The 17,885-nt window shown below is 73.2% G+C and carries 1 protein-coding gene; it reads left to right on the plus strand.

What is annotated here, in order from left to right; translation table 11 throughout:
- Positions 1-28: 28 nt before the first annotated feature.
- Positions 29-17,885, plus strand: a 17,857-nt coding sequence (locus HY68_RS29795) for a non-ribosomal peptide synthetase (RefSeq protein ID WP_078863859.1), incomplete at its 3' end; no start/stop codon positions are given.

Here is a 17,885-nt window from a genome sequence, read left to right on the forward strand (position 1 = left end):
AACTGCTTGCTGGGGAGGCGCGGCCATCGTGTCCGGTATCGAAGAAGTCCTGGTCCACTGGCGGCACTTGCTCGAAGCCTTCGCGCCGGAGACGGCACGTACCGCCACGGACGAGGAACTGCTCGCCGCCCGGGTGGCGCTGCGACACCGGTACAGCCAGGCACCGGACATATCCCTCGGGGACGCCGCGGAACCGGTACGGATCGAACTCGGCGACGAGCCCACGTTCCGCGAACTGACCCGGCGGGCAGGGGTGGCACTGGCCGCCGCACGCGCGGAGGCCGTGGAAGTCAGGGCCTCCTTCGGCGCCGACACGGAGAGCGGCACCGACACCGACACCGAAGGCCACTACCGGACGCTGCTCGCGGACGCCCTGGCCCGCCCCGATCTGCCGGTCACCGAACTGGAGTTGACCACCCCGGCCGAACGCCGCCGGGTGCTCGTCGAGTGGAACGCGACGGAGCACTCCGTCACCCCCGGCACCTGGCCCGCCCTGTTCGCCGAGCAGGTGAAGGCGCGCCCCGAAGCGGTCGCGCTCGTCTTCGAGGACCAGCGGCTCAGCTACGCCGAGCTGGACGAGCGGGCCAACCGGCTCGCGCACGCCCTGATCGCCCGGGGCGCCGGACCCGAACGCGTGGTGGCGCTGGCGCTGCCCAGGTCGGTGGAACTGATCGTCGCCGAGGTCGCCGTACTCAAGTCCGGCGCCGCCTACTTGCCGGTCGACAGCGACTATCCCGCCGACCGGATCGGCTACATGCTGGCCGACGCCGAGCCGGTCTGCCTCGTCACCACCACGGCCGTCACCGACGACATCCCGGCGGACGAGGACCGGCAGAGTGCCGACGGCCGGGGCGGCATGGCGCGCCTGCTGCTCGATCTGCCGGAGACCGCGGCCGAGTTGGCCGACCGCCCCGCCCACGACCCCACCGACACCGACCGGGGCGCCGCGCTCACCACCCTCAACGCCGCGTATGTCATCTACACCTCGGGTTCGACCGGCCGCCCCAAGGGCGTGGTGCTCTCCCACGCGGGCGTCGCCGGGCTCGTCGCCACCCAGACCGAGCGGTTCGGCATCGGACCGGCCAGCCGCGTCCTGCAGTTCGCCTCACCGAGCTTCGACGTCGCCTTCTGGGACCTCTGCCTCGGGCTGCTGTCCGGCGGCCGGCTCGTCGTCGTCCCGTCCGAACTTCGGGTACCCGGCGCCGCGCTCGCCGACTACGCCAACGCCCACGGCATCACGTTCATGATCCTGCCGCCCGCCCTGCTCGCCGCCATGCCCGACGACGCCCTGCTGCCCCCGGGCGCCACCCTGCTGGCGGGCACCGAGCGCGTCTCACCCGAACTGGTCGGCCGGTACGCGCGCGGCCGGATGATGTTCAACGCGTACGGCCCGACCGAGGCCACCACCAACTCCACGCTCGGCCTCTGCGATCCGGACATCCCCGCGGGCGCCGTCGTGCCCATCGGGGTCCCCGACCCCGGCACCCGCGCCTACGTGCTGGACGCGCGGCTGCGCCCGGTCCCCGCCGGGGTGCCCGGCGAGCTGTACCTCGGCGGAGCGGGCCTCGCCCGCGGTTACCTCGGCAGGCCGGGGCTGACCGCCGAGCGGTTCGTCGCCGATCCCTTCGGCGCGCCGGGCGAACGGCTCTACCGCACGGGCGACCTGGTGCGCTGGAAGCCCGACGGCAGGCTGGAGTTCCTCGGCCGCGCCGACACCCAGATCAAGATCCGGGGTTTTCGCATCGAACCCGGCGAGATCGAATCCGTACTGCGCGCCCATCCCGCCGTCGGCCAGGCGGCCGTCGTCGCACGCGAGGACCAGCCGGGCCTGCGGCGGCTCGCCGCCTATGTGGTCCCCGCCCTCGACGCCCGCCGGGAGACCGACGAGAGCCGGCAGGTCGAAGAATGGAAGGACCTGCACGAACTGCTCTACAGCGCGGCCGGTTCCGACGGCTTCCGGGAGAACTTCGCCGGCTGGAACAGCATGTACGACGGACTGCCCATCCCCGTCGGGGAGATGCGCGAGTGGCGCGACGCCACCGTCGACCGCATCCGTGAACTGGGCAGCCCGGGAAAGGTCCTGGAGATCGGCGTCGGCAGCGGACTGATCCTGTCCCGGCTCGCGCCGGAGTGCGAGACGTACTGGGGCACGGACCTCTCCCAGGAGGCGACGCGGGCGCTGCGCGCCCAGGTAGCCGCCGTGCCGGAACTGGCGGACCGGGTGCACCTGCGCGCCCAGCCCGCCCACGACGTCGAGGGACTGCCCACCGGCTTCTTCGACACCGTCGTCATCAACTCCGTCGCCCAGTACTTCCCGAGCGCCGACTACCTCACCGGCGTCCTGCGTGACGTGTCCGCGCTGCTGGCACCCGGCGGCCGTGTCTTCGTCGGCGACGTACGCAACCAGCGACTGCTGCGCACCCTGCGCGCGGCGGTGGAGAGCCGGCGGGACCACGACGACAAGAGCGCCCTGCGCGCGGCGGTCGAGCGGTCCGTCGCCTGGGAGGGGGAACTGCTCCTCGACCCCGACTACTTCGCCGCGCTCGACGGCTTCGAGGCCGACGTACTGGTCAAGTGCGCCGCCCACCACAACGAACTGAGCCGCTACCGCTACGACGTCGTCCTGCGCACCCGAACCACCGGCGACGGCCAGGAAGCGGCCGAACCCGGCACCGAGGAGCGGGAGATGGCCTGGTCGGCGGTCGGCCGTCCCGACGCCCTTGCCGAACTGCTCGCCGCAGGACCCCACCGGCTGCGGCTCACCGGTGTGCCCAACGCCCGGCTCACCGAGGACCTGGCCGCACTGCGCACCCTGGACGACAGCAGCGGCCCCGCGGTCCACGCGGCCGACCCCGAGGACCTGCGGGCGCTCGCCGCCCGGCACGGGTACCGGACCGCCGTCACCTGGAGCGGGCACGCCGACGACGGCGCCCTCGACATCGTCCTCCAGGCCGGCGAAGGACCCGCCGTCCGCGCGCCGTACCGCCCGGGCCTGGACTTCCCGCACGCCAACCGGCCGGCCCCGTTCCGCGACATCACCGCGCTGATGAAGACCCTGCGCGCGCACGCGGCCGCCTCGCTGCCCGAGCACATGGTGCCCGCAGCCTTCGTGCCGCTCGACCGACTGCCCGTCACCCCCAGCGGCAAGCTCGACGAGAAGGCGCTGCCCGCACCCGACTACGGCGCCCTCAGCTCCGGCCGCGCCCCACGGGACGCCCGCGAAGAGCTGCTGTGCGCGCTGTTCGCCGACGTACTCGGCCTGTCCGCCGTCACCGTCGACGACGACTTCCTCGCCGTCGGCGGCGACAGCATCACCGCGATCCGGCTGCTGATCGGCGCCCGCAAGGCCGGTCTCCGGCTGACCCCGCGCGACGTGTTCCGGCACCGCACCGTCGCCGCGCTCGCCCAGGCCGCCGAGGTCACCGAAGCGGAGACGCCGGAAGCCGCCGCACACCGCAGCGGTCCGCTCGTCACGGTCACCGACGACGAACTCGCCGCGATCCAGGGCGCCGAGCCCCTGACGATCGAGGAACTGCTGCCGCTCACCCCGCTCCAGGAGGGCTTCTACTTCCACGCCCTCGTGGACGGATCCCACCGGGACTCCTACGTCGTCCAGCAGATCCTGGAACTGGCAGGACCGGTCGACGGGGACACGCTGCACCGCGCGGCGCAGACACTCCTCGACCGGCACGCCCCGCTGCGCGCCGCCTTCCGGCAGCGCCCCGACGGCAACCCGGTGCAGATCATCACGGAGCGGCCGGCGCTGCCCTGGCGCGAGGTCGACCTGTCGGCGCAGGACGAGCCGGTACGCGGTCAGTTGGCCGAAGCGGTGGCGGCCGACGAGCGCGCCGTCCCCTTCGACCTGGCCCGGCCGCCGCTGCTGCGCTGCGCACTCGTCCGCCTCGGCGCCGACCGCAGCGCGCTCGTGCTGACGTTCCACCACATCGTCGCCGACGGCTGGTCGTTGCCGGTGCTGCACCGCGAACTCATGGCGTCGTACGGTACGGACACCCCGCCGCTGCCCGACGTCGCACCGTACCGTGACCATCTGCGCCGGCTGGCGGGCCTCGACCGCGCGGCGGCGCGGGAAACCTGGCGCGGCGCGCTCGCCGGACTGGAAGGACCGACACGGCTGGTCGAGGCCCCCGCGGGCGACGCGCCCGTACGGCCCGAGCAGGTGCGCGTCGAACTGTCCGAGCGCACCACCGCCCGGCTCGTCGCCCGCGCACGTGAGCACGGCATCACCCTCGGCACCGTTGTCCAGGGCGCCTGGGGCCTGCTCATCGGCCGGCTGACGGGCAGTCAGGACGTACTGTTCGGGACCACCGTCTCCGGACGCGACAGCGAGGTCGACGGCATCGAGTCCATGGTCGGCCTGTTCATCAACACCCTGCCGACCAGGCTGGCGTGGCATCCCGCCGAGACGGCGGCGGAGCTGCTGACCCGGCTCCAGGACGAGCAGGCGCGGCTCCTCGCCCACCAGCACCTGGGCCTCGCCGAGATCCAGCGGACCACAGGACCCGCCGGCGGCGGCGAACTCTTCGACACCCTGGTCGTGTTCGAGAACTACCCGGCCGACGCCGACCTGCGCGACCCTTCGGGCACTGTCCGGATCACCGGCCATGAGTTCCACGACGCCGTGCACTATCCGCTCGCGCTCATCGTGAAGCCCGGCCGCCGCCTCGACCTGCGGCTGAAGCACCACGCCGACCGGCTGGACGGCGCGGCTGTCCGCAGCATCGGTGACCGGCTGTCCCGCCTTCTTGAGGCGTTCGCGGACGACCCGGCGCAGCCGCTCGCCCGCATCGAACTGCTCTCTCCCGCGGAGCAGGTGGCGGCGTACTCCGCAGGCGCCGAGCACGACGTCCCGGAGACCACCCTCGGCGCCGCCTTCGCCGAGCAGGCCGCCCGCACCCCGGACGCGACCGCCGTCATCTTCGGCGACGAACACGTCAGCTACGCACAACTCGACCTGCGTGCCGAAGCGTTGGCCGACCGGCTGCGCGCGGCAGGAGCGGGACCCGACACCGTCGTCGCCGTCGCCGTACCGCGCTCCGCCGAGTTGATGGCCGCCCTCCTCGGCGTACTGAAGTCCGGCGCCGCCTATCTGCCCGTCGACCTGGACTACCCGGCCGACCGGATCACCCATATGCTCACCGATTCCGGCGCGACCACCGTGGTCACGACCACGGCCGCCGCCGGGCGTCTGCCCGCCGTCGAGGGCCTGACCGCGCTCCTCGTCGACGCGCCGGACGTTCAGGTGGGAATCGCCGCGGCGACCGCACCCCGGGCAGCGACCGGCGACGACCCCGCGTACCTCATCTACACATCCGGGTCCACGGGCCGCCCCAAGGGTGTCCTCGTCACCCACCGTGCCGTCGTCAACCGGCTCGCCTGGATGCAGGACGAGTACGGTCTGGCCCCCGACGACCGGGTGCTGCAGAAGACACCGGCCGGCTTCGACGTCTCCGTCTGGGAGTTCTTCTGGCCGCTCCTCCAGGGTGCGACCGTCGTCCTCGCCAAGCCCGAAGGGCACCGCGACCCGTCGTACCTCGCCGCGCTCGTCGCCGAACAGCGCGTTACCACCATGCACTTCGTGCCGTCCATGCTCGAAGCGTTCCTCCAGGCCGACGACGTCACCGACGACCCCGCGTGGGCCGGGTCGCTGCGCCGTGTCTTCAGCAGCGGCGAGGCGCTGCCCGGATCCGCCGCCGCGCGCTGGCACGCGCTCACCGGCGTTCCGCTGCACAACCTGTACGGGCCGACCGAGGCCGCCGTCGATGTGACCCACCACAGGTACGACGGAGCGCAGGACACGACCGTGCCGATCGGGCGGCCCGTGTGGAACACCGGCCTTCGCGTGCTCGACAGTTGCCTGCGGCCGGTGCCGGACGGGGTGCCGGGGGAGCTGTACCTCACCGGACCGCAGCTGGCACGCGGCTACCACCGCCGCCCGTCACTCACCGCCGAGCGGTTCACCGCCGACCCGTACGGCGCGGCGGGCAGCCGCATGTACCGCACCGGCGACCTGGTCCGGCGGCGCGCCGACGGGACGCTCGACTACCTCGGGCGCACCGACCGGCAGGTGAAGCTGCGCGGCAACCGCATCGAACTCGGCGAGATCGAAGCCGCGCTCGTCGGCCTGGCCGACGTGGCGCAGACGGCGGTCGTCGTACGCGACAACGCGCTCGTCGCCTATGTCGTCCCCGCGAACGACGCCGCCCCCGTCCCGGCCGCGCTGCGGACAGCCCTGGCCGGCACGCTGCCCGCGCCGATGGTGCCCGCCGCTTATGTGGTGCTCGACGCGCTCCCGTTGACCCCGAGCGGCAAACTGGACCGGGCCGCGCTGCCCGCCCCGCAGGCCGAGCGGGCCCCGGCGCGCGCCCCGCGCGACGCCCGCGAACAGACCATGACCGACATCTTCGCCGACGTGCTGAAGGCGGACGGCGTCTCCGTGGACGACGACTTCTTCCTCCTCGGCGGCGACAGCATCAGCTCCATCGGGGTGGCGGGCCGCGCCCGCCGCGCCGGACTCGTACTCAGCCCGCGCGACATCTTCGAACACCGCACCCCGGCCGCCCTGGCAGCCGCGGCGACCACCCTCTCCGACGCAGGGCAAACCCCCGCCCCCGCGCAGGAGTTCACCCTCACCGCCGAGGAGCGGGCGCGCGTCGAGGCCGTCGCCGCCCCCGGCGCCGTCGAGGACATCTGGCCGCTCGCACCCCTCCAGGAAGGTCTCTTCTTCCACTCGACCTACGACGACAGCGCCCTCGACGTCTACACCGTCCACGAGTCGTTCGACTTCGCCACCCGGCTCGACGCCGGCCGGCTGCGCGAGGCGGCGCGGGTGCTGCTGGCGCGGCACCCCAGTCTGCGCGCGGGGTTCACCAGCGAAGGACAGCAGCGCCCCGTCCAGTTCATCGTCGCCGACCCCGAGATCCCGCTCACCGAGGCCGACCTGTCGCAGCTCCCCGCAGCCGAACAGGACGCCCGGCTGCGCGAGTTGCTGGACGAGGAACGCGGCCGCAAGTTCGACCTCAGCCGCCCGCTGCTGCTGCGCATGCTGCTGGTGCGGCTCGGCGACGAGCGCGGCGACCGGCTCGTCATCGGCCGCCACCTCATCCTCTGGGACGGCTGGTCGGCCTGGCTCTTCCTCGACCAGCTCTTCGCCCTGTACGAGAGCGGCGGCGCCGCCGACGCCCTCGCGCGCCCCGGGTCGTACCGCGACTACCTGCACTGGCTCGACCGCCAGGACACCGGCGACGCCACCCGCGCATGGCGCGCGGCCCTCGACGGCCTCGACGAACCGACCCTGCTCGCACCGGCGGCCGCCGACCGGGGCCTCGAACCCGTCATCCCCGCAAGCCTCGACGCCGTCCTGTCCGCCGAGGCGAGCGACCGGCTGCGCGACACCGCCCGCCGGCACGGCCTCACCCTCAACACCGTGCTCAACGCCGCCTGGGGACTGGCGCTCGCCAGTGCGACCGGCCGCACCGACGTGGTGTTCGGCACCACCGTCGCAGGACGGCCCAGCGAGGTGCCGGACGTCGGGAACGTCATCGGGATGTTCCTCAACACCGTCCCCGCGCGCATCGCCTACGACCCGGCCGAGCCGGTCGTCGCCCTGCTGCGCAGGATCCAGGCGGAGCGGCTCGACCTGATGCCGCACGAATACCTGGGGCTCGGCGTCCTCCAGGCCGAGACCGGACACCGCCGCCTCTTCGACACCCTCTTCGTGCTGCGCAACGCCGACACCGAGGAGCGGCTGGCCGAACTGCGCGACCGGCACGGCGCCACGGCGGTCGCCAACGTCGACGCCACGCACTACCCGGTCAATCTCGTGGTCACGCCCGGCCACCGGATCCGGGTCACCCTCGCCCACCGCCCCGATCTGATCACCGGCCCGTACGCCGAGAGCCTGCTGGCCCGCTTCACCCTGCTGCTTGACCGGCTGGTCGAGGACCCGGACGCCCGGATCGGCAGCCTCGACCCGCTGCTCAGCGCCGAGCGCGACACCTTGGCGGCGCGCAACGAGGCGAGCCGGGAGCCCGTACCGCAGGAGACCATCGCCGACATGCTCGCCGCGCAGGCGGCCCGCACCCCCGGCGCGACGGCGCTCGTCTTCGGCGAGCAGACCCTGACCTACGCCGAACTCGACGCGCGCTGCGACCGGTTGGCACGACTGCTGATCGCACGCGGCGCGGCCCCCGAGCAGGTCGTCGCGCTCGCCCTGCCCCGCTCCCTCGACATGGTCGTCGCGCTGTTCGCCGTACTGCGCACCGGCGCCGCCTATCTGCCGCTGGAACTCGACCACCCGGCCGACCGGCTCGCCCTGACCCTGCGGGACGCCGCGCCGCTGCTGCTCCTCACCACGAGCGCCGCCGCACGGAAGCTCGCACAGCCGGGCGAGGGCGACGGGCAGAGCGACGGCGAGAGCGGGCCCGCGCACCTCCTGCTGGACGACCCGTCGCTCCAGGCCGAGCTGGCGGCGCTGCCCGGCGCCCCGGTGCACGTCGAGTTCAGCCTCGACCACCCGGCCTACGTCATCTACACCTCAGGCTCCACCGGCCGGCCCAAGGGCGTCGTCACGCCCTACCGCGGGCTGACCAACATGCATCTCAACCACCGCAAGGAGATCTTCGGCCCCGCCATCGCCTCGGCCGGCGGGCGCCGGCTGCGCATTGCCCACACCGTCTCGTTCGCCTTCGACATGTCCTGGGAAGAGCTGCTGTGGCTCGTCGAGGGACACGAGGTGCACATCTGCGACGAGGAACTGCGCCGCGACGCACAGGCGTTGGTCGCGTACTGCGAGACCCACCAGGTGGACGTCGTCAACGTCACCCCGACCTACGCGCATCTGCTGATCGAGGAGGGGCTGCTCGAAGGCCATCTGCCGCCACTGGTCCTGCTCGGCGGCGAAGCGGTCACCGAAGCGGTGTGGAACCGGCTGCGCGACACCGAAGGCACCTACGGCTACAACCTCTACGGGCCGACCGAATACACCATCAACACCCTCGGCGGTGGTACGCACGACAGCGCGACCCCGACCGTCGGCAGGCCCATCCGCGCGACCCGCGCGCACATCCTCGACGGCTGGCTGCGCCCCGTACCGGACGGTGTGCCCGGCGAGTTGTACATCGCGGGCGTGGGCCTGGCACGCGGCTACCTCGGCCGGCCGGGACTCACCGCCGAGCGGTTCCTCGCCGACCCGTACGGCCTGCCCGGCGAGCGGATGTACCGCACCGGCGACCTCGTACGGCGCCGCCAGGACGGCATCATCGACTTTCTCGGCCGCACCGACGACCAGGTCAAGGTGCGCGGCTACCGGGTCGAACTCGGCGAGATCGAGACCGTACTGGCCCAGCACCCGCAGGTCGGCCACGCCGCCGTCGTCGCGTCCGACGACCCGGCGGCGCCCGGTACGAAGCGGCTGACCGGCTATGTCGTACCGGCCGAACTCACCGGTGACGCACGGCAGCAGGCGGAGCGCGAACAGATCGGTGAGTGGGAGGAGATCTACTCCGCCGAATACACCGAGATCAGCACCGCCGTCCTCACCGAGGACTTCGCCGGCTGGGACAGCTCGTACGACGGCGCGCCCATCCCGGTCCCGCACATGCGCGAATGGCGGGCGGCCACGGTCGAGCGCATCCGCGAACTGCGGCCGCGCCGGATCCTGGAGATCGGAGTCGGCTCAGGGCTGCTCCTCTCCCAACTCGCCCCAGAAGCCGAGGCCTACTGGGCGACCGACTTCGCCGAACCCGTCATCCGCAAGATCGCGCAGGATCTGCGGAGCGTTCCCGAACTCGCTGCCACGGTCGAACTGCGCTGTCAGGCGGCGGATGTGACGGACGGCCTGCCGCAGGGCTTCTTCGACACGATCGTCATCAACTCGGTCATCCAGTACTTCCCGAGCGCCGACCACCTCACCCAGGTCATCAACGGCGCCATGGAACTCCTTGCCCCCGGTGGCGCGCTGTTCGTCGGGGACGTCCGCAATCTGCGCTCGGCCCGGGTCTTCCAGTCCGCGATCCAGTTCGCGCGCGCCGACGACGACACCGATCCCGCCGCGCTGCGCAGGGCCGTCGACCGGGGCATCGCCCTGGAGAAGGAACTCCTCGTCGACCCGGACTACTTCACCACCCTCGGCTACGGCGTCGACCTGCGCACCAAGACCGGGACCTACCAGAACGAGCTGACCCGGCACCGCTACGACGCCGTCCTGTACCGGCACGACACCGAAGCCCTCTCCCTCGCCGGGACCCCCGTCGTCCGGTGGCCCGGCGCGGACGCGCTCGCCGCCCAGCTGGACGAGGAGCGCCCGGAGCGGCTGCGGGTGAGCCAGGTCCCCGACACGCGCACGACCGGCGAACTGGCCGCCATGCGCGCCCTCGACGAGGGACGGCCGCAGCGCCTCGGCGCACCGGCCGGGGGAGTGGAGCCCGAAGCGCTCCGGGCGCTCGGCACGGTACGCGGCTACCGCACCCTCACCACCTGGTCCGACGAACTCGGCCGCTACGACGTGGTGTTCCTGCGCGACGCGCTCACCTCTGCGCCCCGGCTCACCGCCGGCCTCTACCAGGCGGGTGGCCGCACGCGCCCGCACGCCAACACCCCGACGGCGGCGCGCGGTTCCGGGACACTCGTACGGAGGCTGCGCGACGACCTGAAGGACCGGCTGCCCGCCTACATGGTCCCCGCGGCCTTCGTCGTGGTGCCCGCGCTGCCGATGAACGCCAACGGCAAACTCGACGTCCGGGCGCTCCCGCAACCCGAACCCGTATCGGCCGGCACCTCGGGGCGCGGCCCTGAGACCCCCGAGGAGGAGACGCTCTGCCGGCTCTTCGCCGACGTCCTCGGTCTGGTCGCCCTCGGCGCCGACGACAACTTCTTCGACCTCGGCGGCCATTCGCTGCTCGCCACCCGGCTGATCAGCAGGGCCCGTACCGAACTCGGCGCCGAACTCGCCATCCGTGACCTCTTCGAGGCACCCACCCCCGCCCTGCTCGCCGCCAGGACCGGCGACCGCAGGCCGGCCAGGCCCACGCTGCGCCCTGCCGCGCCCCGGCCGGGGCGGATCCCGCTCTCGGCGGCCCAGCGCAGGCTGTGGCTGGTCGAGCAGATCACCGGCGGCACCGGCACCGGCGGCGGGATCGCCTACAACTTCCCGCTGGTCTTCCGGCTGCGCGGCGAACTGGACCTGGCCGCGCTGCGGTCGGCCCTCACCGATGTGGCGGGGCGGCACGAGTCGCTGCGTACCCGGTTCGAGCAGCACGACGGCGAGCCGTACCAGCGGATCGTCCCCGCCGACGAGGCGCAGGTCCCCTTCACCGTCACGGACCGCGCGGGTGACGACGACGCCGAACTGGCCGCCTTCGTCACCGCCGCCCAGCGCCGCCCGTTCGACCTCAGCAGCGAACTCCCGCTGCGGGCCGAGGTGCTGAGGTGCGGCGCCGCCGACCATGTGGTGGCTGTCGTGCTGCACCACATCACCACCGACGAGTGGTCCGACCGGCCGTTCCTGGGCGACCTCAACGCCGCCTACGCGGCGCGCACCACCGGCCGGCCGCCGAACTTCACACCGCTTCCCGTGCAGTACGCCGACTACACCCTGTGGCAGGACCAGCTCCTCGCCGACGTGGGGGAACGGCAACTCGCCTACTGGACCGAGACCCTGCGCGCGCTGCCCGACGATCTCACCCTGCCCCTCGACCGGCCACGCCCGCCGGCGGCCACGGCGACCGGCCGCGCCGACACCGTGCGCGGGACCCTGCCCACCGAGGTCGGCAGCGCGCTGCGCGACCTGTCGGGGGAGCGCGGCGTCAGTATGTTCATGCTGTTCCAGGCGGCGACCGCGGCCCTGCTGCACCGGCTCGGTGCCGGGGACGACATCCCCCTCGGCGCGCCCATCGCCGGCCGCACCGACGCTGCCACCGACGACCTGGTCGGCTTCTTCGTCAACACACTCGTCCTGCGCACCGACCTGTCGGGCGACCCGACGTTCGGTGAACTCCTCGCCCGGGTGCGGGAGTCGGCCCTAGCGGCCTTCGAGCACCAGGATCTGCCCTTCGACCGGGTGGTGGAGGCCGTCAACCCGGCGCGCGCTGCCGACCGCAACCCGCTCTTCCAGGTCATGCTCGGCTACCACCACCGTCCCGAAGGCGACCAGACCATGCTGGGCCTGGCGACCGAATGGGCCGACATGGACACCGGCATGGCCAAGTTCGACCTGGACTTCACCTTCGTGGACCACGGGCCCGAACACCCCGTCGGGCTGCTGCTCGAATACGCCACCGACCTGGCCGACCGCGAGACGGCGGACGCCCTCGTCGAACGCCTGCTGGCCCTGCTGGCACAGATCGCGGCGGACCCCGACCGGCCCGTCGCCGACCTGCGCGTCCTCACGGAGGCCGAGAGTGTCGCGGCCCTGACGAGCTGGAACGACACCGACCGGCCCGTCGAACCCCGCACCGTGCCCGAGCTGTTCGCCGATACGGCACGCCGCACGCCGGACGCCACAGCCCTGGTCACCGGCGCCGGCCGGACGACCTTCGGCGAGCTGTCCGCACGCGCCGACACCCTCGGCGAGATCCTGCGCGGACACGGCGCGGGTCCCGGCGAGGTCGTCGCCCTGGCGCTGCCCCGGGCCGAACTGGTCCCCGCCATCCTCGCGGTGCTCGCGACCGGCGCCGCCTATCTGCCCCTCGACCCCGAATACCCCGCCGACCGGCTCGCGTTCATGCTGGACGAAGCGGCCCCGCTGTGCGTGCTCAGCACCCGCGCCCTCGCGGCGAAGCTGCCGGACACCGCACACGCCCGGCTGCTGCTGGACGACGAGGCACTGCCCGTACCCGCGGCGGACACGGCGCCGGCCCCCACACCGCACCGCGCGCACCCCGAATCCGCCGCGTACGTCATCTTCACCTCAGGATCCACCGGCACCCCCAAGGGAGTGATCGGAACCCACCGCGGGCTGAGCAATTTCTTCGCCGCCCAGTACCAGGACCTGATCGCCCCCGCCGAACGCGCGGCCGAAGGACGGGCGTTGCGCGCCGTGCACGCCGCGTCCTTCAGCTTCGACGGGTCCTGGGAACCCCTGCTGTGGCTGCTCGCCGGCCATGAACTGCATGTGACCGACGAGACCACCATGACCGACCCGGCCGCCCTCGTCGGCTATCTCGACACCTGGCGCATCGACTTCGTCGACCTCACCCCCACCTACCTCAGGGAGCTGATCCACCACGGCTTCCTGGCAGCGGGCCACCACGCACCCGCCGTCCTCACCGTCGGCGGCGAAGCCACCCCCGCGTCCCTGTGGCAGTGGCTGTGCGCGCTGCCCGACACCGTGGTGCACGATCTGTACGGTCCGACGGAGTGCGCCGTCGACGCCTACGGCCTGCACGGCGGCGACGTACGGGACGGGCGGCAGCCCTGGGCCGCGCCCGTGGGCAACATCCGCGCCCATGTGCTGGACGCCGCCCTGCGGCCGGTCCCCGCAGGGGTGGCGGGAGAGCTCTATCTCGCCGGTGAAGGTCTTGCCCGCGGCTACCTCGGCCGGCCAGGACTGACCGCTGAGCGGTTCACCGCCGATCCGTTCGGCGCACCGGGCACGCGCATGTACCGCACCGGGGACCGGGCCAGGCGCCGCCGCGACGGCACCGTCGAATTCCTCGGCCGCACCGACGACCAGGTCAAGCTGCGCGGCTTCCGCATCGAACTCGGCGAGATCGAGTCCCTGCTCACCGCGCACCCCGACGTCGCGACCGTGGCCGTGGTCGTACGGGAGGACACCCCGGGAGACCAGCGGCTCGTCGGATACGTCGTACCGGCGCAGGGGCGCACCCCCGACCACGCGGAGCTGCGCGCGCACGCCGCCGCCTCGCTGCCCGCCCATATGGTCCCCGCGGCCCTGGTGACCCTGGAGTCCCTGCCGCGCACCGTCAACGGCAAGCTCGACCGCGCGGCGCTGCCCGTGCCCGACGCGCCGGCGACGGTGGTGGGGCGCGGGCCGCGTACCCCGCGCGAGGAGATCCTGTGCGCCGAGTTCGCCTACGTACTCGGTGTGCCGCGGGTCGGGGTCGACGACGACTTCTTCGCCCTCGGCGGCCACTCCCTGCTCGCCATGCGGCTGGTCAGCCGGATCAGGACGGCGCTCGCCGCCGAGGTGTCGCTGCGTACCGTCTTCGACGCGCCCACCGTGGCGCGGCTTGCCGAACGTCTCGGCGCCGCACGCGAGGCCAGGCCCGCACTCGCCGCACGGCCGCGCCCCGAGCGGCTGCCGCTCTCCTCGGCCCAGCGCAGGCTCTGGGTCCTCTACCAGGTGGAAGGTGCGGGACCCACCTACAACATCCCGGCGGCCTGGCGGCTGACCGGCGCCCTCGACGCCGACGCGCTGACCGCCGCCGTACAGGACCTCGCCACGCGCCACGAGACCCTGCGCACCGTCTTCCCCCAGGAGGACGGGCAGGCCTACCAGCAGATCCTGGATCCCGCGGACACCACGATCCCGGTGGTGCGGGTCCCGGCCACCGAGGACACCGTCGCCGGACTGCTGGCAGAGGCCGCCGACCACGGGTTCGAACTCGACCGTGAGCCGCCGCTGCGGGTCACCCTGTTCCAACTGGCCGACGACGAGCACGTCCTGCTCGTCGTGCTGCACCACATCGCCGGCGACGAGTGGTCGGACCTGGCCCTCACCCGCGACCTGGGCACCGCCTACGCCGCACGGTCGGCGGGTCTGGCCCCCGACTGGTCGCCGCTGCCCGTCCAGTACGCCGACTACACCCTGTGGCAGCGCGAAGTGCTCGGCGACGAGAAGGATCCGGCAAGTCTGACGTTCCGTCAGATCGGCTTCTGGGAGCAGGCGCTGGCCGGTGTCCCGGAGGAGCTGGCGCTCCCCGCCGACCGGGCGCGTCCGGCCGAGGCGAGCTACCGGGGCGGCGCCGCAGACCTGTCACTCGACGCCGAACTGGCCGACGGTCTGCGCCGCCTCGCCCGCTCCTGCGACGTCAGTATGTTCATGGTCGTCCAGGCCGCCGTCGCCGCGCTGCTGACCCGGCTCGGCGCGGGCACCGACATCCCGCTCGGCAGCCCCATCTCCGGGCGCACCGACCAGCGGCTCGAAGACCTGGTGGGCTTTTTCCTCAACACACTGGTGCTGCGCACCGACACCTCCGGCGACCCGACCTTCCGTGAACTGCTCGGCCGGGTGCGGGAGTTCGATCTGGCCGCCTTCGACAACCAGGACGTGCCCTTCGAGCGTCTCGTCGAGGTGCTGAACCCGGCCAGGTCGCTCGCACGCCACCCGCTGTTCCAGGTGATGGTCGTCTATCTGGCCGCGGGCGGCGACGACGCGGGTCTGCCGGGACCGGACTCGCGCCGGATGGAGGTCGGCCAGACCACGGCCAAGTTCGACCTGTCCTTCGACTTCGTGGAACAGGCCGAAGGAGGCGGCGTGGACGGGGTGCTGGAGTACAGCACCGACCTCTTCGCCCCGGCAACCGCCCGGACGTTCGCCGAGCGGCTGCTGCGGATCCTGCGCGCGGTCGCGGCCGACCCCGAGACCCGCTTCACCCGCGTCGACATTCTCGGCGACGCCGAGCGTGCGCTGCTGGTGGCGGGTCCGCAGGACCGTCCGGCGCCGGCCCCGGCGACCACCGTGCCCGACCTGTTCGAGCAGCAGGTCCGCATGTCACCCGAGGCCCCGGCGGTCGCGTCCGACGGGCTGGAACTCAGCTACGCCGACCTCAACGCCGAGGCCAACCGGCTCGCCCGGCTGCTCGTCGGACACGGCGCGGGACCCGAGCGGATCGTCGCCCTGGCGCTGCCCCGTACCGCCAGGACACTGCTGGCCGTCCTGGCCGTGCAGAAGACGGGCGCCGCCTATCTGCCGCTCGACCCGGACACACCGCCCGCGCGCACCGCCGAGATCCTGGCGGAGGCCCGGCCGGTCGCCGTGCTCACCACCCGGGAACTCGCCGGCGCGCTCCCCGACACACCGCCCGGCGCCGCCGATGTGCCCCTGCTGCTGACGGACGACCCGGACACCGTCGCCCGGCTCGCCGCGCAGGACGGCACCGACCTCACCGACGCCGACCGCACGGCCGCGCTCGAACCGCACCACCCGGCCTATGTGATCTACACGTCCGGCTCCACGGGACGGCCCAAGGGCGTCGTCGTCACGCACGAGACCGTCGGCAACCTCTTCCACAGCCACCGCGCGACCCTGTACGAACCGGCGGTGGCCGCCACCGGACGGCGCCATCTGCGGGCCGGGCACGCCTGGTCCTTCTCCTTCGACGCCTCCTGGCAGCCCCAGTTGTGGCTGCTGGACGGACACTGCGTCCATGTGGTGTCCGAGGAGACCCGCCGCGACCCCGAACTGCTGGCCGCCGCCGTGGTCGAGCACGGCTTCGACTTCCTCGAAGTGACACCGTCGTTCTTCGCCCAGATGGCGGAGACCGGGCTCGTCCAGGGCGACAGCTGCCCGCTCGCCGTGGTCGGCGTCGGCGGGGAAGCCGTACCGCAGGCGCTGTGGGACCGGCTCGGCGGGCTGCGCGGCACCGAGGCGTACAACCTGTACGGGCCGACGGAGTCGACCGTCGACGCGCTCGTCGCACGGGTACGCGACAGCGAACGGCCCCTCGTCGGACGGCCGGTGGCCGGCACCCGCGCCTATGTACTCGACGACGCCCTGCTCCCCGTACCGCCCGGCGTGACCGGCGAGCTGTATCTGGCGGGCGGCGGCCTGGCGCGCGGCTATCTCGGCAGGCCCGCGCTGACGGCCGAGCGGTTCGTCGCCGACCCGTTCGGCCCGCCGGGATCCCGGCTCTACCGGACCGGCGACCTGGCACGCTGGACGGCCGACGGGCGCATCGACTACCTCGGCAGGGCCGACGACCAGGTGAAGATCCGCGGCTTCCGCATCGAGCCGGCCGAGATCGAGGCCGTACTCGCCGCCAGGCCCGACACCGGGCAGGTCGTGGTGACGGCCCGTCAGGACGGCCCGCGGACCCAGCTGGTGGCGTACGTCGTCCCCGCGGCCGGACACGCGCCGGACCCGGCCGAGCTGCGCGGCCATGTCGCGGGGCTCCTCCCTGACTACATGGTCCCGGCGGCCGTCGTCCTGCTGGACCGGCTGCCGTCGCTCGCCAACGGCAAACTCGACTGGAAGGCCTTGCCCGCCCCCGACTTCACCGCTGTCTCCACGGGCCGGGCACCACGCACCGGCCTGGAGAAGGGACTGAGCGAGGTCTTCGCCGACGTGCTCGGACTGCCGCAGATCGGGGTCGACGACGACTTCTTCACCCTCGGCGGCGACAGCATCGTCGCCATGCAACTCGTCAGCAGGGCGCGGGCGGCGGGCATCCGGATCACGCCGAGGCTGGTCTTCCGGCACCGTACGGTGGCCGCGCTCGCCGCCGTCGCCGGCACACCCGCCGACGTGACCGGCGCGCCCCGCACACCGGACGACGGCACCGGCAGCATCCCGCTGACCCCGGTCATGCACTGGCTGCGCGAACTCGGCGGCCCCTTCCAGGGCTACCACCAGGCCGCGCTGGTGCAGACCCCGGCCGCACTCGACCGGCCGAAGCTCGCCGCCGTGCTGCGGGCGCTGGCCGACCGGCACGACCTGCTCCGGGCCCGGCTCGTCCGTACCGGGAGCGAGTGGACCCTCGACGTCCCCGCGATGGGGACGGTCGACACCGACACCTGGATCGCACGCGCCGACGTGACAGGACTCGACGCCGCCGCGCTGCGTGAGGCCGTCGCCGAAAGGGCGAAGGCCACCCGGTCGGAGCTCCACCCCGAGGCGGGCGACGTCGTCAAGGCCGTCTGGTTCGACGCGGGCGACCGGCCGGGACGGCTGCTGCTGATGGCGCACC

The sequence above is a fragment of the Streptomyces sp. AcH 505 genome, from assembly GCF_000818175.1.
Classification (GTDB): Bacteria; Actinomycetota; Actinomycetes; order Streptomycetales; family Streptomycetaceae; genus Streptomyces.